This is a genomic window from Sorangium sp. So ce1153 (assembly GCF_051521595.1).
Lineage (GTDB): Bacteria > Myxococcota_A > Polyangia > Polyangiales > Polyangiaceae > Sorangium.
In genome coordinates this window covers 4,570,300-4,593,273 of sequence record NZ_CP150361.1, presented here as the reverse complement: position 1 = coordinate 4,593,273, position 22,974 = coordinate 4,570,300, and the positions used below count along the sequence as shown (strand labels likewise).

The 22,974-nt window shown below is 72.3% G+C and carries 12 protein-coding genes, 1 pseudogene and 1 riboswitch; of the genes and pseudogenes, 8 read left to right on the top strand and 5 right to left on the bottom strand.

Going from position 1 to position 22,974, the window contains the following annotated elements:
- Positions 1-111: 111 nt before the first annotated feature.
- Positions 112-1,779 (top strand): LamG-like jellyroll fold domain-containing protein, encoded by a 1,668-nt coding sequence (locus WME85_RS16420; protein ID WP_437839326.1) that lies wholly within the window; start codon positions 112-114, stop codon positions 1,777-1,779.
- Positions 1,780-1,841: 62 nt separating this feature from the next.
- Here WME85_RS16420 and WME85_RS16415 read toward each other — a convergent pair whose 3' ends face one another.
- The 5 genes from WME85_RS16415 to WME85_RS16395 form a co-directional block, all read right to left on the bottom strand.
- The gene (locus tag WME85_RS16415) at positions 1,842-2,333 is read right to left on the bottom strand and encodes a hypothetical protein (RefSeq protein WP_437839324.1); all 492 of its coding nucleotides are present in this window, start codon (positions 2,331-2,333) and stop codon (positions 1,842-1,844) included.
- A gap of 101 nt (positions 2,334-2,434) precedes the next feature.
- A complete protein-coding gene (locus tag WME85_RS16410; protein WP_437839321.1) occupies positions 2,435-5,365 on the bottom strand; it encodes a CHAT domain-containing protein in 2,931 nt (976 codons plus the stop codon).
- Between the two features lie 142 nt (positions 5,366-5,507).
- Positions 5,508-5,771 carry a hypothetical protein gene (locus WME85_RS16405; RefSeq protein WP_437839319.1) on the bottom strand — a complete coding sequence of 88 codons (264 nt, stop codon included), beginning with the start codon at positions 5,769-5,771 and terminating at the stop codon, positions 5,508-5,510.
- Between the two features lie 72 nt (positions 5,772-5,843).
- Positions 5,844-6,083, bottom strand: a complete 240-nt coding sequence (locus tag WME85_RS16400) for a hypothetical protein (RefSeq protein WP_437839317.1) — start codon at positions 6,081-6,083, stop codon at positions 5,844-5,846.
- Between the two features lie 72 nt (positions 6,084-6,155).
- Complete coding sequence (locus tag WME85_RS16395; protein ID WP_437839314.1) at positions 6,156-7,037, bottom strand: hypothetical protein; 882 nt, start codon at positions 7,035-7,037, stop codon at positions 6,156-6,158.
- A 506-nt stretch (positions 7,038-7,543) separates the two neighbouring features.
- Here WME85_RS16395 and WME85_RS16390 point away from each other — a divergent pair.
- The 7 genes and pseudogenes from WME85_RS16390 (at position 7,544) to WME85_RS16360 (ending at position 22,444) form a co-directional block, all read left to right on the top strand.
- A complete protein-coding gene (locus WME85_RS16390; protein ID WP_437839311.1) occupies positions 7,544-8,257 on the top strand; it encodes a hypothetical protein in 714 nt (237 codons plus the stop codon).
- A 28-nt stretch (positions 8,258-8,285) separates the two neighbouring features.
- Positions 8,286-15,227 (top strand): eIF2A-related protein, encoded by a 6,942-nt coding sequence (locus WME85_RS16385; protein WP_437839308.1) that lies wholly within the window; start codon positions 8,286-8,288, stop codon positions 15,225-15,227.
- Positions 15,227-17,176: a metallophosphoesterase family protein gene (locus WME85_RS16380; protein WP_437839306.1), complete on the top strand. Its 1,950-nt coding sequence runs from the start codon at positions 15,227-15,229 to the stop codon at positions 17,174-17,176. The genes WME85_RS16385 and WME85_RS16380 overlap by 1 nt, the downstream gene beginning before the upstream one ends.
- 305 nt (positions 17,177-17,481) lie before the next feature.
- Positions 17,482-18,660 carry a polysaccharide deacetylase family protein gene (locus WME85_RS16375; RefSeq protein ID WP_437839304.1) on the top strand — a complete coding sequence of 393 codons (1,179 nt, stop codon included), beginning with the start codon at positions 17,482-17,484 and terminating at the stop codon, positions 18,658-18,660.
- A 349-nt stretch (positions 18,661-19,009) separates the two neighbouring features.
- Positions 19,010-19,324 (top strand): annotated as a pseudogene (locus WME85_RS16370) (deoxyhypusine synthase family protein); the annotation flags it as partial.
- 43 nt (positions 19,325-19,367) lie between these two features.
- A complete protein-coding gene (locus WME85_RS16365; protein ID WP_437839302.1) occupies positions 19,368-20,411 on the top strand; it encodes an NAD-dependent epimerase/dehydratase family protein in 1,044 nt (347 codons plus the stop codon).
- 146 nt (positions 20,412-20,557) lie between these two features.
- Positions 20,558-22,444, top strand: coding sequence for an FAD-binding oxidoreductase (locus tag WME85_RS16360; RefSeq protein ID WP_437839300.1), 1,887 nt, complete (start codon positions 20,558-20,560; stop codon positions 22,442-22,444).
- A 74-nt stretch (positions 22,445-22,518) separates the two neighbouring features.
- A riboswitch (cobalamin riboswitch) is annotated at positions 22,519-22,726 on the top strand.
- The last annotated feature ends 248 nt before the right edge of the window (positions 22,727-22,974 follow it).

The window sequence follows — 22,974 nt, the reverse complement described above, 5'->3', positions numbered from 1 at the left end:
GGCAAGCAGGCAGCTCGGGGCCGACCCCAGGGCGCTGCCGCATTCCGCGGCGCGGGCCTGCCGGCGCAACGCGCTCTCGAGAGCGCGCGCCAGCAAGAAAGGAACGATTCCATGCTGAATTGCGTGCACACGGGATACCGAGCGGCTTCCCTCGCCTTGATGGCGAGCCTCGCGGGCTGCGTCGCGCCTGGGCCTGCGGAGGAGCCTGCAGGCGAGGAGGTCGACGCGGCGGCGGACGCGCTCGTGACCGACCGGGCCAGCCTGCCGACGCCGGCGGCCTACTGGAGCTTCGATACGTGCGCGGCCGGCGCGATCAAGCGCGTTCGCGAGGACTCGGGCCAGGGGGCGTTCGGGGTGATGTCCGGCCGCGGCCTCTGCAGCGCGGGACAGTTCCTGTCGGCCGGCGACTTCGACGGGGTCGCGGATCAGGTGGAGATCAGCAGCGACGGGCGGAGCTTCCTCCACTTCCAGGACCAGATCACGGCGGCGGCCTGGGTCAATCCGCGGAGCGTGACCGGGACCCGCACCATCGTGAACCAGTGGTACGGGGCAGACTCGTTCCTGCTCGGCATCGACAATGGCCAGTACTTCTTCTCCGTGGCCTTCCCCGACGGGGGCGCGGGCCGGCACGAGATCGTCCAGGCCCCGGCCGTCGCGAACGCCTGGGCGCACGTCACCGGCGTGTACGACGGCGCGGCGCTCAAGCTCTATGTCAACGGCGTGCTCAGCGCGTCGACGCCCACGTCGGGCACGCTGCAGCAATCGACGCGGCCGATCGTGATCGGCGGACACCCTTCCTGGAACGCGTACAACGGCCTTATCGACGAGGTCCGCCTCTACCAGCAGGCGCTGAGCGCCGCGCAGGTGGCGCAGCTCGCGGCGGGCGAGGTGTACCCGGTGAGGGCGTATTACGTTTATCCGAACGACCAGCCGTATCACCAGGAGTACGTCGACGCGATCAACACGTACCTTGACGAGCTGCGCGGCTGGTACCGGCAGGAGTCGGGCGCCTCGTTCCACCTGGTGGGCTCCGTTCAGGCGGTGCGCTCTCCCCAGAACTACCTGAACATGCGCTGCGGCGCGTCGCCGACGAGCGCCTGCCAGAACGACCCGCAGGACCTCACGAACTGGCTGAACGCTGTGTCTCAGGCTGTCGGCGGCTTCCCGGCGCGGCAGTCGACGCTCGTGTTCGCGCAGGGCGGCGGCGGCTGGGCCGGCGCCAACCTCACCGGCGACTATACCGGGTTCGCGCTCGTGGGCGACTGGGTGCTGGAGCCCATCTCCGGCGTGCGCGAGCCGCTGGCGATCCATTGCGGATACGCCACCTGGCAGTGCGGCACCGGCGTGCCGAAGGGGACCGTCGCGCACGAGCTCGGGCACTCGTTCGGGCTGCACCACCCGGACGGCTATACGGGCACGACGATCATGGGCTGGCACGGCGACTACCCGACCACCGATTTCCTCGATCACGAGCAGCTGATCCTCCAGGAGAGCCCGATGCTCTCGTCCGGGGTGTTCGTGCGAGGCGGGCTCTGGCTCGACTTCGGCAACGCCGACGTCATGCACTGGGGCACGACGGTGACCCTCGCCGGCTCCGGCTTCGCTCCCGGCGCGCAGGTCGAGTTCGTGGACGCGACGCACACCGCCGTCGCCACCCCGACGAGCGTGAGCGCCACGAGCCTCACGGTGCAGGTCCCGAGCGGCGTCGGCCCCGGGTACATCCGCGTGCGCAACGGGGGCGCCGCGAGCAACAAGGTCCCGGTGAATATCTATCCCTGACGACGGGGCCGGCAGCGGCCGAGCTCGCTCGCGGGCGAGCTCGCCGCTGCCGGCCTTTCATCTCATCGGTGAGCCTGGCTGGGCCACCCGCCCCACTTGCTCTGCACGTCGATGCTGACCTGCTGCGACTCGCCCTGCTCCTGCCATTGCACGCTGCCCCACCCCACGTTCTCCGTGGCTGCCCGGGGCACGAGGTAGGAAGCCTTCCCGTGGCCGCCGCTGGCGGGTATCGGCTGGAGCGGCGGGGACGTCGTGAGCCTCTTACCGGTCGTCGAGTACAGCGTCAGCGAGACCGTGGGCATCTCGGCCATGCGGTCGATGGCCAGGTAGAGCGTCGAATTGCTCCAGACGTACGTCCCGCACGCGCCGCACTGGGGGATGACCGGCTTGGGCCGGGGGTCCCCGGTCCGACCTGGCCGCTGCAGCCGCGGATCGATCGACAGCGCCTGCGCCGCCTGCCCTGTGCCCGCGACCGATTCGGCAGGCACGGCGTCCATCGACGGACCGCACGCGATGAGAACAAGGGAGCTCAGACCGAAGACCAGAGCACGCATGATTCCTATCCTCCGTGAGGGGTTTCCGGGATCGATCTATTCTTCGCCGCCGCCGCCCGGCCTCTGACAGCCGCAGTTCATTTCTCGGATTCCCGGGTGCGTCAGGGGACGAGCGCCCGGAAGCTGGCCCAGTCGCACGACGGATCCGCGCGCAACGCCGCGAGCGTCGCCTCGCGCAGCTGGGCGCCGGGGTCCCGCTGCTCGCCGGGCTGCTCGCCGGGCTGCTCGCCGGGCTGCTCGTCGGCGTAGAGCGCGGCCATCACCCGCTCTGCCAGCGCGTCGTCGACAGGGCGCGTCGCCGCGATGACCGAGCGAGCGCCGGCGACGAGGAGCGCCTGGGCGAGGCCGAGCCCGAGCCCGCGCGCCCCGGGCGAGGCCTCGGTACGCGCCGTGTCGCAGCCGGACAGGACCACCCGCGCGGGCGCTCGGCGCAGCGCGAGGATGTCGCCCACGGCGAGCTCGCTCCCGCCGGCGAGCGCGAGGCCGCTGTCCCAGCCGTCGAGGCCGCCGAAGAAGCCGTGACCCGCGTAGTGGAAGAGCTCGATCCCGGGCTGCTCCAGCGCGCCGGCGACCGCGCGGTGCGTGGCGAGCCCGCCCGACAGCCGCTCGACGCGGAGCCCCCGCCCTTCGAGCGCCCTCGCGACAGCGTCCGCCTCGCGCCGCGCGGCCGGCAGATCGCGCCGGGGATCGGCGACGACGAGCGCGGCCCGGGGCGCGCTGGCGGCGTCCGCAGGACGACGGGTCGCGCCGGCGGCGCCCGCGGCTGGAGGCACGCCGGCGGCATCCGCGGCCCGGATCGCACCGGCGCCGCCCGCGGGCCGGGCGCCGCGCTCGGGCAGGTCCAGGCCGTACGTCACCGGCATGCGGGCGACGAGCGGCGCGCCGTCCCAGGGCAGGGCGTGGAAGTCGATGCGGTCGAGCTCGCCGTGGGCGGCGACGCGGAGGCGCACGGCCGCGCGGAGCGGCGCCGCGAACGGCGCGAGCAGCCCCGCGGAGAGCTCCGCGGCCGGGGACGAGAGGTCGAGCGCCGGCAGGCGGCGGGCCGCGACGCCGCCGCGGGAGACGGCGAAGCCGGCCCATCCGTCGCGGATCGGGTGGAGCACGAGCATCAGCTCGCCCTCTGCAAGCGCGGGCGCTTCCGCGAGCGCCGCCAGGGCGGGCTCCCCGCGCCTCGCCAGGAACAGCGCCTCGTCGAGCAGCGCCCGGATCGACCGGCCGCGCGACGCGCGGGCCGCCCTGGCCGCCTCGAGCTCGTCCGACGAGAGCCGCCAGTCGTCGCGGCCCTCCTCGTCGAAGGCCGCGCGCGCGTCGCGGTAGGCCGCGAGGGCGCTCTCCCAGCGCGCCCGCTCCTCGCCGCCGAGCGCCTCGATGCCGTCGATCCACCGGAGCGCCGCGAGCGCGAGGGCGCGCGAGCGCCGGGCGGCGCGGAGGGCGCGCCGCGGGTCGCGCCGGAGCAGGAGGTCGACCTCCAGCCGCGCGCTCTCCTCGAAGCGGCCGAGGTAACCTCCCCTGCCCTCGCCGAGCGGCACGAGCAGGCCGAGGTCGCTCCGCACCGCCTCCGCGCCCTCGTAAGCCGCGATGGCGGCGTCGAGCTGCCCCAGCGCCTCGAGCGCCCGCCCGCGGCCGAGCGCCGCCCGGTAGCGGCCCTCCGGCAGCTCGCTCGCCTCCGCGAGCCGCGAGAGCCGATCGTAGATCCGCAGCGCGCTCGCGGGGTTGCCGCTGCGCAGCGCGATGCGCCCCTCGATCTCGATCCAGTACATCGCGACGCGGGCGTCGGGGCGCGGGTCCGTCCGCCGGGCCTCGTCGAGGAGGGCGCGCGCCGCGGCCGTCTGCCCGGCCTCGAGCTTGGCCAGAGCCAGGTTCGTCAGCACGTTGGCCTGCTCCGCCGGCCTCGGGCACGGGCCCCGGTACAGCGCGAGCGCGGCGGAGAGCGGCGCCTCCGCGTCCGCGAGCGGCCCGCTCGATCCGCGGCTCGCCCACGCGACGTGGAGCGCGTTCCAGCCGATATCGTTCAGCAGGGAGGCCTGCTCGCACGGGGCGCTGCTGGCCGGGAACAGCGCCTTCACCTCGCGCAGGAGCGCCTGCGCCTCCAGCGGCCTGCCCAGCGTCTGGAGCAGGTCGGCGCGCATCTGCAGCACGTGGAGCCGGTGGCCGCCGAGGCCGAGCCGCTCGGCGCCCGCGGCCGACGCGTCGAGCTGCCGGAGCGCCGCGCGCAGGTCGCCGGACTCGGCCGAGAGCAGCGCCTCGTAGTACGGCTTCAGCGCGCGCCCCTCGGGGTGGATCGCCTCGAGCGGCCGGAGCGCGCCGAGCGCCGCCCGGACCTCCGCGAACCTGCGCCCGTTGTAGAGGAGCGTGTACGAGAGCGCGAAGCGGTCGAGGAACTCGTCGGACACGCGCCCCGCCGCCCGGTGCGCGCTGATCGACGCCTCGAAGCCCGCGATCGCCTCCGGGATCCTGCCGCGCGCGAGGTCGACGCGCGCGCGCTTGCCGATGGCGAGGGCCTGGACGGCGGAATCCGGGCCGGACGCCAGCGCGTCGAGCGCCGAGGACGCCTCGTCGAGCTTGCCGTTCCGGCGCAGCGCCTCGGCTTCCTGCAGCCGGGGCGCGTCGAGGGGCGGGAGGAGCGGCAAACGGAAGGAAGCGCGCGCGCCGTCCCGCTCGGCGGTCACCGAGAGGGCGCGTGCGCCGTCGGGGACGGGGACGCGCGCCAGCACGCCTCCCTGGACGGGCGCGCCGTCGAGCGCGGCGAGCGGGGCGTCCGCCGCGACGGTCGCGTCGACCTCGATCACGACGCGGGCGTCCATGGGGGCCTTCACCCAGAGGCGGAGGGTCCGGTCGCCGGGCAGCGCGCAGGCGGGGCCGGCGTGCACGGCGCTGCACCCGGCGAACTCCACCTCGAGGGGCGGCGCGGGCGCCGGGGACGCGGGCGTAGCGGGCGCCGGCGGGCGGTGCGCGTCGCCTGCGAGGGAGAGCGCCATCGCGCCGAGGATCGCCGCTCCCAGCGCCGGCCGGAGCGCTCGACGGCGCGTCACGGGGCCATCGGCGGTGCGGCGGGCGCCGGGATCGCGGCCGGATGAGCCGGTCGATGCCACCGGCGCTCGTGGCGGCCGCTGCTGCGGGGGGAGCGCCGAGCTCGCGGGCGCGTACGCGCCCGCGGGCGCCGGGGGGTGGAGGTCAGGATGAGCGTCCGGCAGCGCCCGCGGAGAGGGCGTCGTCCACCTCTTCGCGCTTCCCGATGCCGGCGAGCAGGATCCACCTCTGGAGCGTCGGCAGATCGCGCATGGCTTCCACGGCGGACCGCAGCGCCGGCGGCATCGATCCGAACCGCGCCTCGTACAGCGCGATGGTGGCTTGCGCGATCCCCTGGACGATCCCCTGCGCCATCCCCTGCTTGCGCCCCTCCTCGATGAGCTGCTCGATGAGCTCCTGGGTGGTCATCACGAACTCCTCTTCTTCCGGCGTCGCCGGCCCGGGTCCGGCGATCGCCGCCCGGAAGCGTGGCAGCGGAGGTCAGGACGAGCGTCCGGCAGCGCCCGCGGAGAGGGCGTCGTCCACCTCTTCGCGCTTCCCGGTGCCGGCGAGCAGGATCCACTTCTGAAGCGTCGACAGATCGCGCATGGCTTCCACGGCGGACCGTAGCGCCGGCGGCATCGACCCGAACCGCGCCTCGTACAGCACGATGGTGCCTTGCGCCATCCCCTGCGTGCGCCCCTGCTCGATGAACTGCTCGACGAGCTCCTGGGTGGTCATCACGAACTCCTCTTCTTCCGGCATCGTCAGCCCGGGTCCGGTGAGCGCCGCCTGGAAACGGAGCGGCGAAGGTCAGGATGAGCGTCCGGCAGCGCCCGCGGAGAAGGCGTCGTCCACCTCTTCGCGCTTCCCGGTGCCGGCGAGCAGGTTCCACTTCTGAAGCGTCGCCAGATCGCGCATGGCTTCCACGGCGGACCGCAGCGCCAACGGCATCGCTCCGAACCGCGCCTCGTACAGCGCGATGGTGCTTTGCGCCATCGCCTGCATCACCTGCGTGCGCCCCTGCTCGATGAACTGCTCGACGAGCTCCTGGGTGGTCATCACGAACTCCTCTTCTTCCGGCGTCGCCGGCCCGTGTCCCGTGATCGCCGACCGGAAGCGTAGCAGAGGACCGACCGCGATGGCGCGCTCCGGCGCGTCGTCCGGGAGCTGGCGGAGCTCCTCGATCGCCTCGCGGAGCACGCGCCCGCCGCCCATCAGGCGGATGAGGAGGGTCGAGCGCTCGCGCGGCAGCTCGCCGAGCACGACGACCACGGTCCGCAGCAAGCCGGGGCCTTCGTACACGCCCGCGGGCCAGCCAGCCATCGGCGTCACGCGCAGTCCGTCGAGCACGGCCGCTGGTCGGCCGGTCGACATGATCCACAGGAACGGCGCTTCGGCCGCGCGCTCCCGGCCCGCGAGGCTCCGCCACGCGCCGAGGTGCTTCTGCAAGCACGCGCGCGCCTCGTCCGCGCTCGGCGTGTCGCTGTACGCCTCGATGGTGCACGCCGTGGCCGCGATCCGGCCGAGGAGCCCGAGCCGATCTCGCCCCGAAGCGCGCGCCGGATCGGGCTCATACCACACGTCGGCGTGCTGCGTCTCTCCGGCGACCTCCGCATTCGTCACGACCTTGCCAGTCGGCCCGAGCCCCTCCTGGGCAACGTCCTTTGCCAGTCGATCGAACCGGTTTCGCATGGCGGGTTCAGGCTCGCATGCGTGCAGACGATATCCAAGTCCAAAACACGCTTTGACGAGACCAAAAGCGCGCCGTTCAGCGCGCGTTAGCACTTACGTGGATGACGGCACAATGATCTCACTTTCTGCTCACGCAGCGCGCGCACCGCTGCTCTGGCCAGATCATGGCCAGACGTCTGCGTGACGCCACATCGGACATCGCTCGAGAGCAAGCGTGCCAGTGGCCGAGCGCGGCCGTGCTCCGGCCAGGAGCGCCGCCCGATGCGGCCGACGGCGTGGCTCCCGCCGGCGTGGCCAGACGTCTGGCCACGGACAGCCAGACGTCTGGCCACGGACAGCCAGACGTCTGGCCACGGACAGCCAGACGTCTGGCCACGGACAGCCAGACGTCTGGCCACGGACAGCCAGACGTCTGGCCACGGACAGCCTTATGCTCCGCTTTCGCTTCCACGCGCCGCGCCCGCGCGATAGCCTCGCGGCCTCGGGGCGCAGACAAGGAGCACCGGATGGCGGGGAAGACGGGGAAAAGCTCGGGTGCTGCGGGCAAGCGAAGGCCTGCGAGCAACGCGTCGGCGCCCGCGAGCGGCGCGCTCGCGCGGGTCGGAGCGGAGGCGACGAAGGGCGGCGCCGCGGCCGAGAAGCGGGCACAGGCGCTGCTGGAGCTCATCGAGCGGCGCAAGGCGCGCATCGCGGAGGACTTCTACGAGATCGGCGAGGCGCTGCGGGAGCTCCAGCGCAAGAAGCTGTATCTCGCGCTCGGGCACGCCTCGTTCGGGGAGATGCTCAAGGCGCGCGACCTCATGGGGCTGAGCCAGGCCAAGAAGCTCATCGGCGTCGTCGCGGCGCTCCCGCGCGACAGGGCCCTGGCGCTCGGGCCGGAGAAGGCCTACGCGCTCACGCGGTACACGGCGGCGACGCCGGAGGTCGACACGCCGGCGTGGCTCCTCGATCAGGGGGCCACGGTCGCGGGGAAGAGCCTCGAGGAGATCTCGGTCCGCGAGCTGACCGCTGAGGCCGGCAAGGTGCGCACGCAGGCTGCAGGGCCGAAGCGGCGAGACCCCGAGGAACAACGGGCCAGGTCGGCGGCCCGGGCGGCGCAGGCGGCGCTGCGGAAGCGCGGGGCCAAGGGGGCGACCGTCGAGGCGCGCCGCGCGAAGGGCGGCTTCTGGCTGCGCGTCGAGGTGCCCCTGGAGGCGGCCGCGGCGCTGCTCGGCGAGTAGCGAGCGCGGGCGGAGATCGAGCGAGCGAATGCAGAGAGCAGTGGGGGGATCCACGACCACGCGGGTTGCCGTCGTGCAGCTCGCCTATCACCCGGCGATCGTCCTGGATCGGAGATCGCCGCTCGAGGACCCGCTCTTCGATCCAAGGGCGGCATCGGACTCGCTGCTCCCGTCGCGGGGTGAGGTGCCCGAGTCGATCAAGCCGAAGCTCGACGCGCTCCGGCGGCGCATCCGGGAGGCGTACGGCGCGCAGTTGCTCGCGCGGATCCGGGCGATCCTCTCGGCTTGCCGGGAGTACGGAGCGAGGATCGTCGTCTTTCCCGAGTACAGCGTCCCGTGGGAGATCCTCGGGGGCGTCGCCGAGGCCGCGGCGGACATGGTCGTCGTGGCGGGGTCGCACACCGTGGATCGCGCGGCGCGGCGGTCCGGGGCGTACGAGCGGCTCGGCGCGACCGCGCTCCCGGCGATCGGACAGTCGGTGTGCCCGGTGCTCCACAGCGGCAGGCTGCTCGCCCTGCAAGCGAAGCGGAACGCGGCGGCGGTGGAGCGGAGCACGATGCGCGCGGGCGAGGCCTGGACGCCTCTGGAGATGCCGGATGGCCTCCCGGGCCCCATGGGCGTGATGGTCTGTCTCGACTTCCTGCTTCGCGAGGGCGAGCCGCACCGCGCGGCCGGCGCGGAGCGGCTCGGCGCGTGCCGCTTCCTCGCGGTGCCCAGCGCGACGCCGCACACCACGCTACCAGAGCTCGCGGGAACGGTCTGGGAACAGGCGCGCCGGTATGGGCGGCCCGTGCTCTACGCCGATGGAGCCGAAGGCGGCGGGACCACGATCCACGTCGACGAAGCCCAGGCCCATGAGCTGCGACGATTCCCTGATCGTGCGGGGTACCTCGATCCGGGCGATGAAGGGGTGATCGTCGCGGACATCGACCTCGGGTACGGGCGGACGAGCGCCGGCGTCGGTCGTCCCGCGCGCCCCACGGCGCCGCGGCCCGTCGTGCCGGTGGCCGAGGCGACCCTCGTGTACCGGGGCCATCCGGCGGGAGAGGCCTACGCGCGGTGGCTCGACGGGGCGCGGGAGATGCTCGGGCGGGACGACGACGCGGCGCTGGAGGCGCTCGTGGCGCGGCTCGAGGAAGCGCGCGATGTGCTGTTGAACGCAGGCGCCCTGTCCGGGGCCGCGGCCCGAGGGAGGCGGCTGCGCCGCCTGTACGGCGAGCTCGACAAGGTGACCCGCGTCGAGGAGATACGGCAGTTCACGCGGGAGGTCATCATCCCGCCGGAGGTGCTGCCGCTCGATGTCCTGCGGGCGGCGATGGCAGGGGCGGCCGCCGACGTCGTGTTTGCGTGGATGACCGAGCGGGAGGCGCGGGAGGCCGGGTTCGTCGAGGTCGAGGCGCGCCTCCGGAAGGCAGTGGACGCGAAGCGCGGCAACGGAGAGTGGACAGCCGACGGGATGGCGGCGCTCAGCGCCGTCGCGCAGGCAGTACGCGGCGCGCCGGAGGCGAGCGGCGAAGAGCGGGAGAGCTCGCTGCCGGCGGAGGTGCGGGTCGAGCTGCCAGGACGGCTGAACCTGGCGGCGCTGGGAACGCAGACGCACCGGGGCTGGACGCTCTCCTTTCGGCGACAGCCATCCGACTTCCGCGCGAGGACGGCCGACGACGTGCCGCGCGCCTCCGGCGGCGCCGGGGCACCGCAAAGCCTGGCCGCCGAGCTGAGCACGAGAGAGCCCACTCCGCCGTTCTCCGAGCATCAGATCGTCTCCGCAGACACCCTCTATCTCCTCGCGGTGGCAGAGGGCAGCGAGCACGTGGTGGCGGTCGGCGTCTGGCCTGAAGGCCGCCCTACCTCGTGCACGCTCATGGTTGCATCCCTCCGGGACGAAGGGTGGGCCCTGCTGTGGACCGACGGTCACGAGCGCTGGGCAGAGCCCAGGCGAGAGTGGGAGAAGCTGCCCGCGGCGGCCGCCGGGTCAGGGCTGGTGAACGCCACGCTCGAGCCGATCCCGCCGGACGCGCTGGCGCGCCGGATCGGGCGCCTGCTCCCCGGCTTCGACGGCGCGCGCACCATCGTCGCGGCGTTCCGTGAGCAGCGCCTGCGCGAGGTCGCGGGGCAGTTCGTCGAGCCCGACGCCCGCCTCGACGGGCACGATGAGCCCACGCCCCTCCTCGGCGCCCTCGACGCGTGGCTCTCGTCGGGCGAGAAGATCGCGCTGGTGCTCGGCGAGTTCGGCCTGGGGAAGTCCACCGCGCTCGCGTCGTGGGCCGAGCGGCGGTGGGCGTCAGCCGAAGGGCCGAGACCCCTGCTCGTCAACCTGGCAGGGGCCTCTCCCGACATGAACCCGGAGCAGCTCCTGCTCCAGGCGGCCGGGGCCCCGGACCTCCCCGCGAACCGCGCCGCCCTGCGCCTGCTGATTCGCCACCGGCACCTCGTACCCTGCTTCGACGGATTCGACGAGATGGCCACCCGCCTCGAGGCCTCCGAGCTCGCCGGGCGGCGCTCCAGCCTGCTCGAGGTCGCGGCGGGCGGCGGGAAGGTGGTCGTCTCCTCGCGAGATGACGACTTCCCCGCCGAGGCGCACGCCGCGATGGCCACGGAGAACGGGTCCGCTCAGGCGTCCGGCACGTCCCCTGGCATCCGGCGGTTCACCATCCAGCCGTTCACGGACGCGCAGGTGCGCGATCTCGTGCTGCAGATCCGCGGAGAGGACGGCGCGGCGGCGGCGCTCTCGCGCATCGCTGCGATCTACGACCTCAAGGATCTCGTGCACCGGCCGCTGCTGCTCGGGATGGTGCTGGCCACCCTGGACGACCTCGCCTCGGGGGCGAAGGTCGGGCGAGCCGACCTGTACGAGGCGTACCTGCGGCGGTGGCTCGACAACACGCGGAAGCACGACCCCAGGTGCTTCACCGACGAGCAGAAGAAGGAGTTCGCCGAGGCGCTCGCCGAGCAGCTCTGGCGGTCCGGCCGGCCGGTTTGCACCTGGCAGGAGCTCCAGCAGTCGGTCCGCGCTCGGCTCTTCCGCTTCTTGCCCGAGGGCATGCCGGCGGACGCCGCGTTCCTGGACCTCCAGGGGGGGACGTTCCTCGTGCAGGAGGGCAGCGACGGCTACCGCTTCGCGCACAAGTCGTTCCTCGAGTACTTCCTGGCGCGCGCGCTGGTGGCGACGCTGGCCGAGCGGCCGCTCGAGGCGCTCCGGACCAAGCCGATCACGAGAGAGATAGCGGCGTTCGTGGGAGAGATCCTGAGGACGTCCGGCGAGCCGCGGCGCGCAGGGGCGGTGCGCTCCGTCCAGTCGTTCTTGAAGATGGACAGGCAGCTGACCCCTTCGACGCGCGAGCCGGCCGAGAACGCCCTCCGGCTGCTGCTCGGCCTCGCGCGGTGGGCGGAGGAGACGGCCGGGTGGCTCCCGGAGGGCGCGGATCTCCACGGCGTGCAGCTCACCGGCGAGGACCTGCGCGGCGCGCCGCTCGTCGGCGCGAACCTGAAGGACGCGAATCTCGCCGGCGCCGACCTGTCCGGAGCCGACCTGACGGAAGCCGCGCTGAGCGGAGCTACGCTGTCGGGCGCGAAGCTCGACGGGACGGTCCTCCGGCGCGCGACCGCGCACCGAACGGACTTCACGCAGGCCGAGGCGAAGGGGGCCATCGTCGAGCAGGCGCAGCTCAGCGGCGCCATCCTCCGGCAATCGACCTGGACCGGATGCCGCTGGAGCGGCGTGCAGGCCGAAGGCGCCGACCTCAGCGCCTGCGCGATCGCGGGGAGGGGCGCGCTGCTGGAGCGCACGCGGAGGCTCGCCGCGACGCCTCCCCTCGCCTACGCAGAGCTGGTGTCCGGACACACCGGCACCATCAACACGCTCGCGTGGTCCCCGGACGGAAAGCGCCTGGCGACCGCGGGATACGACCATACCGTGCGCCTGTGGCACGCGGACACCGGCAAGGAGCTCGCTCGGCTCGAGGGCCACTCCGACTGGGTCCTGATCGTGGCGTGGCGCCCGGACGGCGAGCGCCTGGCCAGCGCTGGATACGACATGACGGTGCGGGTCTGGCACGCTGGTACCGGCAAGGAGCTCGCCCGGCTCGAAGGCCATTCCGACTGGGTGAGAGCCGTGGCCTGGCACCCGGACGGCGAGCACCTGGCCAGCGGGAGCGACGACCACACGGTGCGCATCTGGGAGCCGAGCACGGGCCAGGAGCTCGCTCAGCTCGAGCGCCACATGGGCGTGGTGAAGGCAGTCGCATGGCATCCGGACGGCACGCGCCTGGCGACCGCGGGCCACGGCAACACCGTGCGCATCTGGGATGCGGGCACCGGCAAGGAGGTCGCGCGGCTCGAGGGGCACGCGCAGGGGGTCGCGGCCGTGGCCTGGCACCCGGACGGCAAGCGCCTGGCCAGCGCGGGCGACGGCAACACCGTGCGCATCTGGGACGTGAGCACAGGGAACGAGATCGCCCGGCTCGAGCGCCGCTCCAGCGGGGTCACGGCCCTGGCCTGGCGCCCGGACGGCAAGCGACTGGCCAGCGCGGGCAACGGCAACACCGTGCGCATCTCGGACGCGAGCACGGGCCAGGAGCTCGCGCGGCTCGAGGGCCACGCCAACTGGATCAGGGCGGTGGCGTGGCACCCGGACAACAGGCGTCTGGCGACCGCGGGTGACGCAAACATGGTGCGTATCTGGGATGCAGGCTCCGGCCACGAGCTCGCGCGGCTCGAGGGTCACCTGAGCGGCGTCCTGGCCCTGGCCTGGCACCCGCTCGGCAGCCGGCTGGCGAGCGCAGGGCACGACGGCGCGGTGCGCGTCTGGGACACCCGGACTGGCAAGCTGCTGAACCTGCTGGAGGGTCATTCCAACTGGGTGCTGACCCTGGCCTGGAGCCCGGACGGCAAGCGCCTTGCCAGCGCGGGAGACGACCAGACGGTGCGCATCTGGGAAGCAGCGACCGGCGAGGGGCTCGCGCGGCTCGACGGCCACCGGAACGGCGTCCTGGGGCTGGCCTGGCACCCCCGCGGCGAGCGCCTGGCCAGCGCGGGGCACGATGGCAAGGTGCGCCTCTGGGAGCCGAGCACGGGCCAGGAGCTCGCGCAGTTCGCGGAGCACTCGAACTGGGTCCTGGCGGTCGCCTGGCACCCGGACGGCGACCGCCTGGCGAGCGCCGGGTACGACAAGACGGTGCGGATCTGGGATGCGGGCACCTGCAGGCAGCTCGCGCAGCTCGAGGGTCACGCGCGCGACGTCAAGGCCCTGGCCTGGCGCCCCGACGGCGAGCGCCTGGCGAGCGCGGGCGACGACGCGACGGTGCGGATCTGGCACGCCAGGACGGGCGAGGAGCTCACCCGGATCGCGGGCCACACGCGCGGAGTCACGGCGGTGGCCTGGGCCTCCCGCGGCGATCGGCTGGCCAGCGCGGGGCACGATGGCACGGTGCGCATCTGGGACGCGGGCACGGGCGAGGAGCTCGCCCGACTCGAGGGTCACTCGCGAGGCGTCATGGCGATGGCCTGGCAGCCGCGCGGCGATCGGCTGGCCAGCGCGGGGCACGATGGCACGGTGCGCATCTGGAGCGCGGGTCAGCGCAAGCTCCTCGCGTCCTTCGTGTCTGCTGGCCTGACCGCGCTCGCCCGCACGCCCGGGGGCTTCTGCCTCCTCGATGACGCGGAGCCTGACCGCGCTCGCCTCGCCCTTCGCCGCCCCGACTCCAGGACGACGCTCTATCTGCCCCTGGCCGGCTTTCGCGACGTCCTGCGTCGCCCCGACAAGGTGATCGCGGCCCTCGCCGGGGATCTCAGCGGCGACAATGTGGACGAGGAGCTCGCGAGGCACGGCTACGCGGGCGGCGTCCCCTGGGACGGCAAAGAGCGCTTCATCTCCGAGGGTCCCGTGGCGCTGGTGCCCCGAGCTGTCAGCTCCGCGCCCCCGCGCGCCTCCACGGACAGGCCCCCTGCCGTCGAGGCTCCGCCGACAGGCGCTCTCACGAACCCCTTTCGCCCCGGTCCGGCCCTCATCGACGCGCCTTCTCTCCCGGGCCGCGCCCCCGTGCTCGCCGAGCTCTTCGCCTTGATCGAGAGCCGCAGCCCCGCGATCCTCCGCGGGCCGCGCCGCTCGGGAAAGACATCCATCCTCCATCACCTCGCGGCGCGCCTCTCATCGACCCGCTCCGTCCATCACCAGACCCTCGAGGGCCGGGCCGAGCCCATTCGCACCGCCGACGAGCTCGCGGTCTTCCTCGACCCCTCCCTCGTGTCCGACGCCGCCCCCGCGCTCACCCTCCGTAACCGCCTCTCCAGCGCCGGCAACGCCGTCCTGCTCCTCGACGAGGTCGCCAACCTCGACCAGGCCGACGCCACCGTCTTCGCCTGGCTGCGCGCCGTGGGACAGGAGCAGACCAGCGTCGTCCTCGTCGGCTCGCACTGGGACTGGGTCACCATCGTCGAGCACGCGTTCGACACGGCCCCGGGCTCGTCGTTCGGCAACGACGTCACCCCGGTCAACCTCGGTCCCCTCGGCGAGGCCGACGCCATCCGCTTCCTCGTCGACACCGCGCCTCCGGACGTGCCCGTCGAAGCGGAGCGCACCGCCCGGTGGGTCGTGGAGATCTGCGGCCCGTGGCCCTTCTATCTCCAGGTCATGGGCTACGCCCTCGTCCAGGCCGTCCGCGCGGGCCACCGCCGCGCGCTCGTCGAGCGCGCCGGCGTGCGCGACCTCTACGAGCAGCGCCTGCTCCTCGACCGCGACGCCGCCTTCTTCCGGCCGCGCTGGGCCGAGCTGCCGGGGCGCGCGCGGGCCGTGCTCGGCGGGCTCCGCGGCTCGCCCGACGCGGAGCTGCCCGAGGTGCGCAGGCTGCCCTCCGAGGACGTCGCCGTCCTCTGCGACGCGGGACTCTGCGACGCGCTCGGGACATGGCTCGCGGATCCGCCGTTCTTCGACTGGATTCGACGGGTGGCCAGGGAGCGAGGGAAGGATTCGTGATGCGCGCTTTCGACGTGAGGAGACCCTACTCGCCGGAGCGCGACGTCCGCGATCACGGCCACCTCCTGGATCTCCTGCTGTCGCTCCCCGCGAACGGCGTCGTCTGGCCGCTCGTCGGCGCGCGCAGGGCCGGGAAGACGTGGACGCTCAAGGCGCTCGAGCACCACCTCGGCAGCGCCGGCGGGATGGCCGTGCGCTACATGGATCTACGCAAGGCCGGGCCCACGCTGCCTGTCGTCCCTTCCGGGATCACGCTCCTCCTCGACGAGCCGCAGCTCGCCGGCAAGGGCGGCAGCCCGCGCGACGCGACCGCCTTCCTCAGGTGGTGCGACGATCTCTACCGCGCGAACACGAGGGTCCTCCTCGCGATGAGCCCCGCCGAGTGGGTCGCGCTCGAGCGCGCGGCCGGCGGGAACGCGGGGCTGCTCTCCTCGCAAGACATGCGCTTCCTCGACCCGCTCACGCCCGACGAGGCGCTCAAGCTCGCCCGCACCGACGCGTCGAGGGCGCTCCTTCCCAAGCTGCCCGCGATCTGGCGCCGGAACCCCTTCCTGCTCGAGTTCGTCTTCGAGCTCGCGGAGCAGTCGCCCGATCTGGCCGAGGAGCCATGGACGCTCCTGTGGACGGCGCGCGTGCGCAGCGAGCTCAAGGAGTTCGCCTACCACCGGGCCGTCTTCGAGGACGGCCTGACCGACGCGCAGCGGGGCGTGCTCCGCGAGGTCGCGCGCGGCGCGGCGCCCCGCGACGAGAACGTCGATATCCTCGAGCGCTGCGGCCTCGTCCAGCGGCGCGGCGGGCGCTCGGTCCTCGCCGACCCGATCCTCGAGGCGAACCTGTGCCCACTGCGGATCCACCACGTCTCCGATATCCACTTCGGGCCGAAATCCGCCGAGCGCGTCGACGTGAAGGAGAAGGGCAAGCACGGCGACACGATGGCTCCGGCCCTGGGGCCTCCGCGCGTGTGCGACCATTACGTCGATCACGTCGCCGAGCTCGCCGCCGCCGGGCGCGCGCCCCACCTGCTCGTCGTCTCCGGCGATATCGCCGAGTGGGCCGACGACGCGCAGTACGCCGAGGCGCGGGTCTGGCTCCAGAAGCTCTGCAGGCACCTCGCGGATCACCCCCGCTTGCCGCCGGACGAGCCCAACGTGCTCCTCGTGGGCGGCAATCACGACGTCGACTGGCGGCAGGCGGCGAGGCCGGCGCCGGCCGGGACGCAGGCGCGCCACGCGCCTTTCGCGAGGGCGTTCGACGACCACCCGCGCTGCGCGCGGCCGCGGCTCGAGGATCCCCCGGAGGCGCGGGCCCTCGCGGTGGCGCGGTACGCGGATCTCGGCGTCGAGTTCGCGCTGCTCGGGTCGGCGGAGTTCGGCGGCCAGGAGGACGCGGATCCGGTGCGGGACGAGCTCCTCTCGCTGATCGGCCGCCTGCGCCAGGGCGCGATGGAGGAGCCGGATGCCGACCGCGCCGCGGTCCTCCGCGATCACGTGGCGCGCATCGACCCCGGCCTGGTCCACGACGCGGACCTCCAGCGCGTGCGCAGGGCGCAATGGCACGCGCCGATCCGGATCGCGGTGCTGCACCACCCGGTCTCCCCGCTCCCGTCCACCGAGCTCGCCCGCTTCGGCGGCCTGATCAACGCCGGCGAGGTGAAGGACGCGCTCGTCCACAAGGAGTTCTGCCTGGTGCTCCACGGCCACAGCCACACTGGCTGGTTCGGCAAGGAGCAGTGGCCGGAGCGGCACGAGGACTGGACGATCCGGATCGCCGCGGCGCCGTCGCTCTCGAGCCGCGAGGTGCAGGAGCACAACGGCTACAACGAGATCGAGATCGCGCGCGACGGCGCGGGCGGCGACGTCAGCTATCGAATCCACGTCCATCGCGTGGTGAGAGAGGGCGGGACCTGGACCCGGAGGTCGTCGATGGGGCCGTTCGCTCCGGGGAAGTAGCGCGGCCAGGCGAGCGGGACGATGAACGAGGTCGCGAGGCCGAGCACGGCGCCGCACGCGAGGCCGGCGCGAAGCTCGGGATGCTCGCGCGATCGCCGTATCGCTGGACAAATCCGACGGTGCGCTCCCTCAAGCGGCCCTCGCTCCTTCCTGCCACCGGCGAGCGGCTCGTGCGCTACGTCGATCTGCTTGCGGCGTGATCATTCCGGCGACTTGTGGGAATCTTTACCACCATGTCTAAGCTCTCACGATTGCGCTACCTTGGGAATTTTCCTGCATCACTGACACCAGCGCTCGGCGCGCTGGTGTTGTTGGGCACGCTACAACTCAGCGGCTGCGGCGACGACGATGGGGGTGGCACCGGCGGTGCCGGTGGCCAGCCGACGACGGACGGCAGCAGCACCACGGCTGGCAGCGTCACCTCCAGCGGTGAGGGCGGCGCCACCTCGACGTCCAGCGGAGTCACCACCAGCGGGTCGAGCACCACCACCACCACCAGCAGCGGTGGCGACGGCGGCGGCGGAACGGGCGGTGAAGGCGCGGGCGGTGAAGCACCGCCGGTCGATTCCGGCCTTCCGCCGGCCCCCGGCGCCGGCGGCGTGCCGAAGCCGTCCGGCGCGGCCGGCGGATTCAAGGTCATCGACTGGGCCGGCTTCGCGGGCGCCGTGTCGTACACCTTCGACGACTCGAATTCGAGCCAGATCCAGAACTACGACGCGCTGAACGCGCTCGGCGTGCCGTTCACCTTCTACCTCCAGACCGGCAAGAGCGAATCGAACGACCCGGTGTGGCAAAAGGCGCTGGATGACGGGCACGAGCTCGGCAACCACTCGAAGAGCCACTCGAGCAACGACGACGGCTCGGACACGGACGCCGCGACGAAGTTCATCGAGGACAAGTTCGGCATCAAGGTGTGGACGATGGCGGCCCCGAACGGCGCGGCGGTGTACACGGGCATCGCCCGGACGCGCTTCCTCATCAATCGCGGCGTGTCCAACGCCCTGATCGGCCCGAACGACTCGACCGATCCGTTCACGCTGCCCTGCTATATCCCCCCGACCGGCGCCTCCACGGCGGCGTTCGACGAGCAGGTCACGAGCGCGCGGACGGCCAAGAAGTGGCGCACCGTCCTGGTGCACGGCTTCACCGGCGGCAGCGACGGCGCCTATCAGCCCGTGCAGCTCCAGGCCTTCGTCGATCACGTCAAGCACGCCAAGGATCTCGGCGACATGTGGCTCGACAGCGTGGTCAACGTCGGCGCCTACTGGCGCGGCCAGAAGGCGGTCACCTCCGGCACCAGCGCTCCGTCCGACGGCGGCACGACCTACAGCTGGCAGCTCCCCGACCACTTCCCGCCGGGCAAGTACGTGCGCGTGACCGTCACCGGCGGCACGCTCAAGCAGAACGGCGTCGCGCTCCCCTGGAACCCGCACGGCTACTACGAGGTCGCGCTCGACCCGGAGTCCGTCACGCTGTCGCCGTGAGGCGAGCGAGGCGATTCACCGTCGATATGCGCGAATCGTCTTGAGTTTCCCTCCCTCAGACAAGCTGGCTCAATACTGAGCACGTGCGCAACGTTAGACGTCTGGCCGTCCGTGGCCAGACGCCTGGCTGTCCTGCACGGTTCCCGCCCGTCGAGACGGGCTTGACACGATCCTCGCGATTCGTGCTACGGTGCCCCCCGAAGCCACCTGACGCTGCGATGGCGGCCCGGCCTGCGCCGGTCCGTAGCGCGTCCCTGGTGGCCTGCGCGACCCGAGACCACCGGGACGACCATCGTGGTCGCCGAGGTTCGGTGAAACATGGCTGGAACGAAGTGGGCGTCCACGACGCTTCCTCCAGATCGGCGGGGGCATCGCAGGGGACTTCCCCATCTGCGTGGTGCCGTCGCTCAAGTACGATCTCGACGAGCCGGCCCAGCCCTGGGCCTACTTCTGCCAGATCTCCGATTCGACGACGTCCTGCGGCTCGTACTCCGGCGCCACGCCCAACGAGAAGATCACCTGGGACAAGCTGACCGCGGACACGCCCATGTTCGTGATCGAGTCGGACGCCACCATCGTGGCGCCGCTCCTGCTCGGAGCGCTGCTCGAGTGCAAGCGCCACCCGGCCGAGGCGCGGGCCATCATCGAGGCGCGCGGCGCGTGAGCGCCGGCGGCTTTCCTTATCCCTGCAGCGAGGTTACAAGACGATGAGCAAGAAGAAGGTCCTGATCACGGGCGGCGCAGGCTTCCTCGGGATCAATCTGGTGCGGCACCTGCTCGAGCGCGGCTATGAGGTCACGTCGCTCGACCTCCTCGATTTCGACTACCCCGAGCGGTCGCGCATCCGCGAGGTGCGCGGGGACATCCGCGACGCAGCGGTCGTCGACGAGGCGATGAAGGGGCAGGACTTCGTCGTGCACACGGCGGCCGCGCTGCCCCTGTACACGCCGGAGGAGATCTACACGACCGACGTGATCGGCACCCGCGTGGTCATGAGCGCCGCGCGCCGCCACGGCGTCGAGCGCGCCGTGCACATCTCCTCCACGGCTGTCTACGGCATCCCCGACCACCATCCGCTCTGCGAGGACGACCGGCTCGACGGCGTGGGCCCGTACGGGCAGGCCAAGATCCAGGCCGAGCTCGTGTGCCTGGAGGAGCGCGGCCGGGGGCTCGTGGTGCCCATCATCCGGCCCAAGTCCTTCATCGGCCCGGAGCGGCTCGGGGTCTTCGCCCTGCTCTACGACTGGGCGCTCGACGGCAAGGGCTTCCCCATGATCGGCAACGGCAAGAACCGCTACCAGCTCCTCGACGTGGCCGATCTCTGCGAGGCGATCACCCTGTGCATGACGAAGGACGCGTCGGTCGCCAACGACACCTTCAACATCGGCGCGAAGGACTTCACCACCATGGGAGAGGACTACCAGGCGGTGCTCGACGCCGCGGGCAAGGGCAAGAAGATCGTGCCCTTCCCGGCGGCGCCGGCGGTGCTCGGCCTGCGCGCGCTCGAGGCGATGGGCGTATCGCCGCTCTACAAGTGGGTCTACGAGACGGCGTCGAAGGACTCGTTCGTGTCGATCGAGAAGGCCGAGCGGGTGCTCGGCTACACCCCGAGGTATTCGAACAAGGACGCGCTGGTGCGCAACCTCGAGTGGTACCGGGCGCACCGGAGCGAGTTCGAGAGCCGCTCGGGCGTGACCCACCGCGTGCCCTGGAAGCAGGGCGCGATCGGCCTGTTGAAGGCGTTCTTCTGAGCCAGCCGGGGCCGAGAAAGCGAAGGTTTCGACTTGCGCGCAGAGACCCTGGAGACGAGCGCCGGGCGAGTGATTCGCGACGTCTGGCCTGCGATCTCACAGGGTCTCGAGGCGCGGCGCTTACACTGGATCGTCGAGGTGATGCTATGGATCAGGAGCGAGGGTTGCGGTCGCGCATCGAGCGCGCAGGAGCGAAGGTCGCGAGCCGGCTGGGCTGGGCTTCGCGGGGTCATGGCGGCAGGACACCGGCGCCCGCCGCGCCGCTCGATGACGAGGAGGAGGCGCTCGACGGCTGGGGCTTCAAGGACACGCGCTTCGTCGTGAAGCCGGACGGCCAGGTGACCCTCACGGGACGCCGCTACAACCTCAGCGGGCTCGATCTACCGAAGTTGCTGCCGTGGCTGTCGGGCATTCTTCAGGCGCCGCTCGCCTATGACAACCGCAACGCGCCCCACTATCCGCCCGCGGTTCCCGCCGCGCGGCGCGACGAGGCGCTGCTCGAGGCGCTGCGCGGCTTCCTCCGCGACGATCAGGTGAGCGACGAGCCGCTGGTCCGGCTACGGCATGGCCACGGCCACACCGGGGCCGAGATCTGGGCGATTCGCTACGGTCGGCTCCCCCGCGTGCCCGATCTCGTCGTTTTCCCCGAGGCACACGCCGAGGTGGAGCGCCTCGTCGAGGTGGCGCAGGCGCGCGGGGCCTGCCTCGTCCCCTTCGGCGGCGGTACCAACGTCACCGACGCCCTGCGCTTGCCTGTCGACGAAGCGCGCGTCGTCGTCGTGCTGGACATGCGCCGTATGAACAAGCTGCGCTGGGTGGACCCGGTGAACCGCACGGCGTGCATCGAGGCGGGCGCCACCGGCCGGCATATCGCCGCCGAGCTGGCCAAGCACGGGCTGACGCTCGGACACGAGCCCGACAGCGCGGAGTTCTCGACGCTCGGCGGGTGGATCGCCACGAACGCCAGCGGGATGAAGAAGAACCGCTACGGCAATGTCGAGGACATCGTGCTCGATGTCACGGCAGTGACGGCCCGAGGCGTGATTGAACGTCCCGCCGTGGGCCCGCGCGAGAGCGTCGGCGTGAACCCGAAGACCTTCCTGTTCGGGAGCGAGGGGAACCTCGGCATCATCACCAGCGCGGTGGTCAAGGTCTGGCCCCTGCCCGAGGTGCAGCGCTACGCGAGCGTGATCTTCCCGGACCTCGAGCGCGGCTTCAAGTTCCTCTACGACCTGCAACAGAGCGGCGCCGTTCCCGCGAGCGTGCGCGTGATGGACAACACCCAGTTCCACTTCGGACAGGCGCTGAAGCCGGCCTCGAAGGGCCTCGCCGCACGGCTCAAGAGCCGAGCAGAGGCGCTCGTGGTGACGCGGATCAAGGGCTTCGATCCGCACAAGATGTGCGTGGCGACGGTGGTCTTCGAAGGCACGGCCGCGGAGGTCGCCTTCCAGGAGCGGACGCTCGGGGATATCGCGGCGCGCCATGGTGGCCTCCAGGGAGGCGCCGCCAACGGAGAGCGTGGCTACCAGCTCACTTTCGGCATCGCGTACATCCGCGATCTGGCGTTCGAGCACTGGGCCATTGCGGAGAGCTTCGAGACGAGCGTGCCATGGTCGCGCGCGCTCGAGCTCTACGAGCGGGTCAAGCGCCGCGTGGAGCTCGAGCACGAGCGCCGCAGGCTACCCGGACGACCCTTCTTCACCGGTCGGCTCACGCAGGTCTATTCGACTGGCGTCGCGATGTACTTCTATCTCGGTTTCTACGCGAAGGGCGTCGCCGATCCCGTCGCGGAGTATGCCGCCCTCGAGCACGCGGCGCGTGAGGAGATCCTCGCCTCCGGCGGCACGCTCTCGCACCACCACGGTGTGGGGAAGATCCGGCAGGACTTCCTCGACGTGGTGTACTCCGAGGGCGCGCGGACGGTCGTCCGCGAGGTCAAGCGCGCGCTCGATCCGGACAACCTCTTCGGCGCCTCGAACCACGGCGTGCGCGGCGCAGTGGCGCTGGCCGGCGAGACGGAGCAGGCGCCGTGACCGCGCAGCCGTTCGGCGCGGCGGAGATCCTGTGATCGGCGGACATCTCGCTTGACCTGCGCCCCGCACCGCAATATGTAGTGCCCTATGTTGGTGCCTCGGGCTTCGGCCCGGGGCTCAAAAGGGAACCCGGTGTGAATCCGGGGCTGCCCCGCAGCGGTAAGCGAGAACGATCTCCACGACGAGCACTGGCCCTCGGGCTGGGAAGCGGTGGACCGTAGGAAGCCGGCGAGAGCCGGAGCGCTCGCAAGCCCGAAGACCTGCCAACATCCAGCGTCGGGGAGACATCCCGCGCCGGTTTGACCTGGAAGCCTCGAGGGAGGCGGGGAGGTCCGAGCTGGCGCAGACCCTCGCGCCTGTCCCGGTTCCGACCCGTTCCCCGCGCTTTCTTCTCAGTCGCCCGCGGGGGCGAGGGGTCGGTCCGATGATCAATTCCGAAGGTTCAGCGCCGCTGCGCTTCGCGGCTGGCTCCGTGGTGCGCTCCGCTCTCGCGTCGCGCGGTCGGGCGTCCCCACGAGCGCAGCGGGCGA

What these genes read in the sequence shown, in the direction of transcription:
- WME85_RS16385 (WP_437839308.1), top strand. Translation starts at nt 8,286, where the DNA reads ATGCAGAGAGCAGTGGGGGGATCCACGACCACGCGGGTTGCCGTCGTG.
- WME85_RS16420 (WP_437839326.1), top strand. Translation starts at nt 112, where the DNA reads ATGCTGAATTGCGTGCACACGGGATACCGAGCGGCTTCCCTCGCCTTG.
- WME85_RS16380 (WP_437839306.1), top strand. Translation starts at nt 15,227, where the DNA reads ATGCGCGCTTTCGACGTGAGGAGACCCTACTCGCCGGAGCGCGACGTC.
- WME85_RS16390 (WP_437839311.1), top strand. Translation starts at nt 7,544, where the DNA reads ATGGCGGGGAAGACGGGGAAAAGCTCGGGTGCTGCGGGCAAGCGAAGG.
- WME85_RS16400 (WP_437839317.1), bottom strand. Translation starts at nt 6,083, where the DNA reads ATGACCACCCAGGAGCTCGTCGAGCAGTTCATCGAGCAGGGGCGCACG.
- WME85_RS16405 (WP_437839319.1), bottom strand. Translation starts at nt 5,771, where the DNA reads ATGACCACCCAGGAGCTCATCGAGCAGCTCATCGAGGAGGGGCGCAAG.
- WME85_RS16365 (WP_437839302.1), top strand. Translation starts at nt 19,368, where the DNA reads ATGAGCAAGAAGAAGGTCCTGATCACGGGCGGCGCAGGCTTCCTCGGG.
- WME85_RS16395 (WP_437839314.1), bottom strand. Translation starts at nt 7,037, where the DNA reads ATGCGAAACCGGTTCGATCGACTGGCAAAGGACGTTGCCCAGGAGGGG.
- WME85_RS16360 (WP_437839300.1), top strand. Translation starts at nt 20,558, where the DNA reads ATGGATCAGGAGCGAGGGTTGCGGTCGCGCATCGAGCGCGCAGGAGCG.
- WME85_RS16415 (WP_437839324.1), bottom strand. Translation starts at nt 2,333, where the DNA reads ATGCGTGCTCTGGTCTTCGGTCTGAGCTCCCTTGTTCTCATCGCGTGC.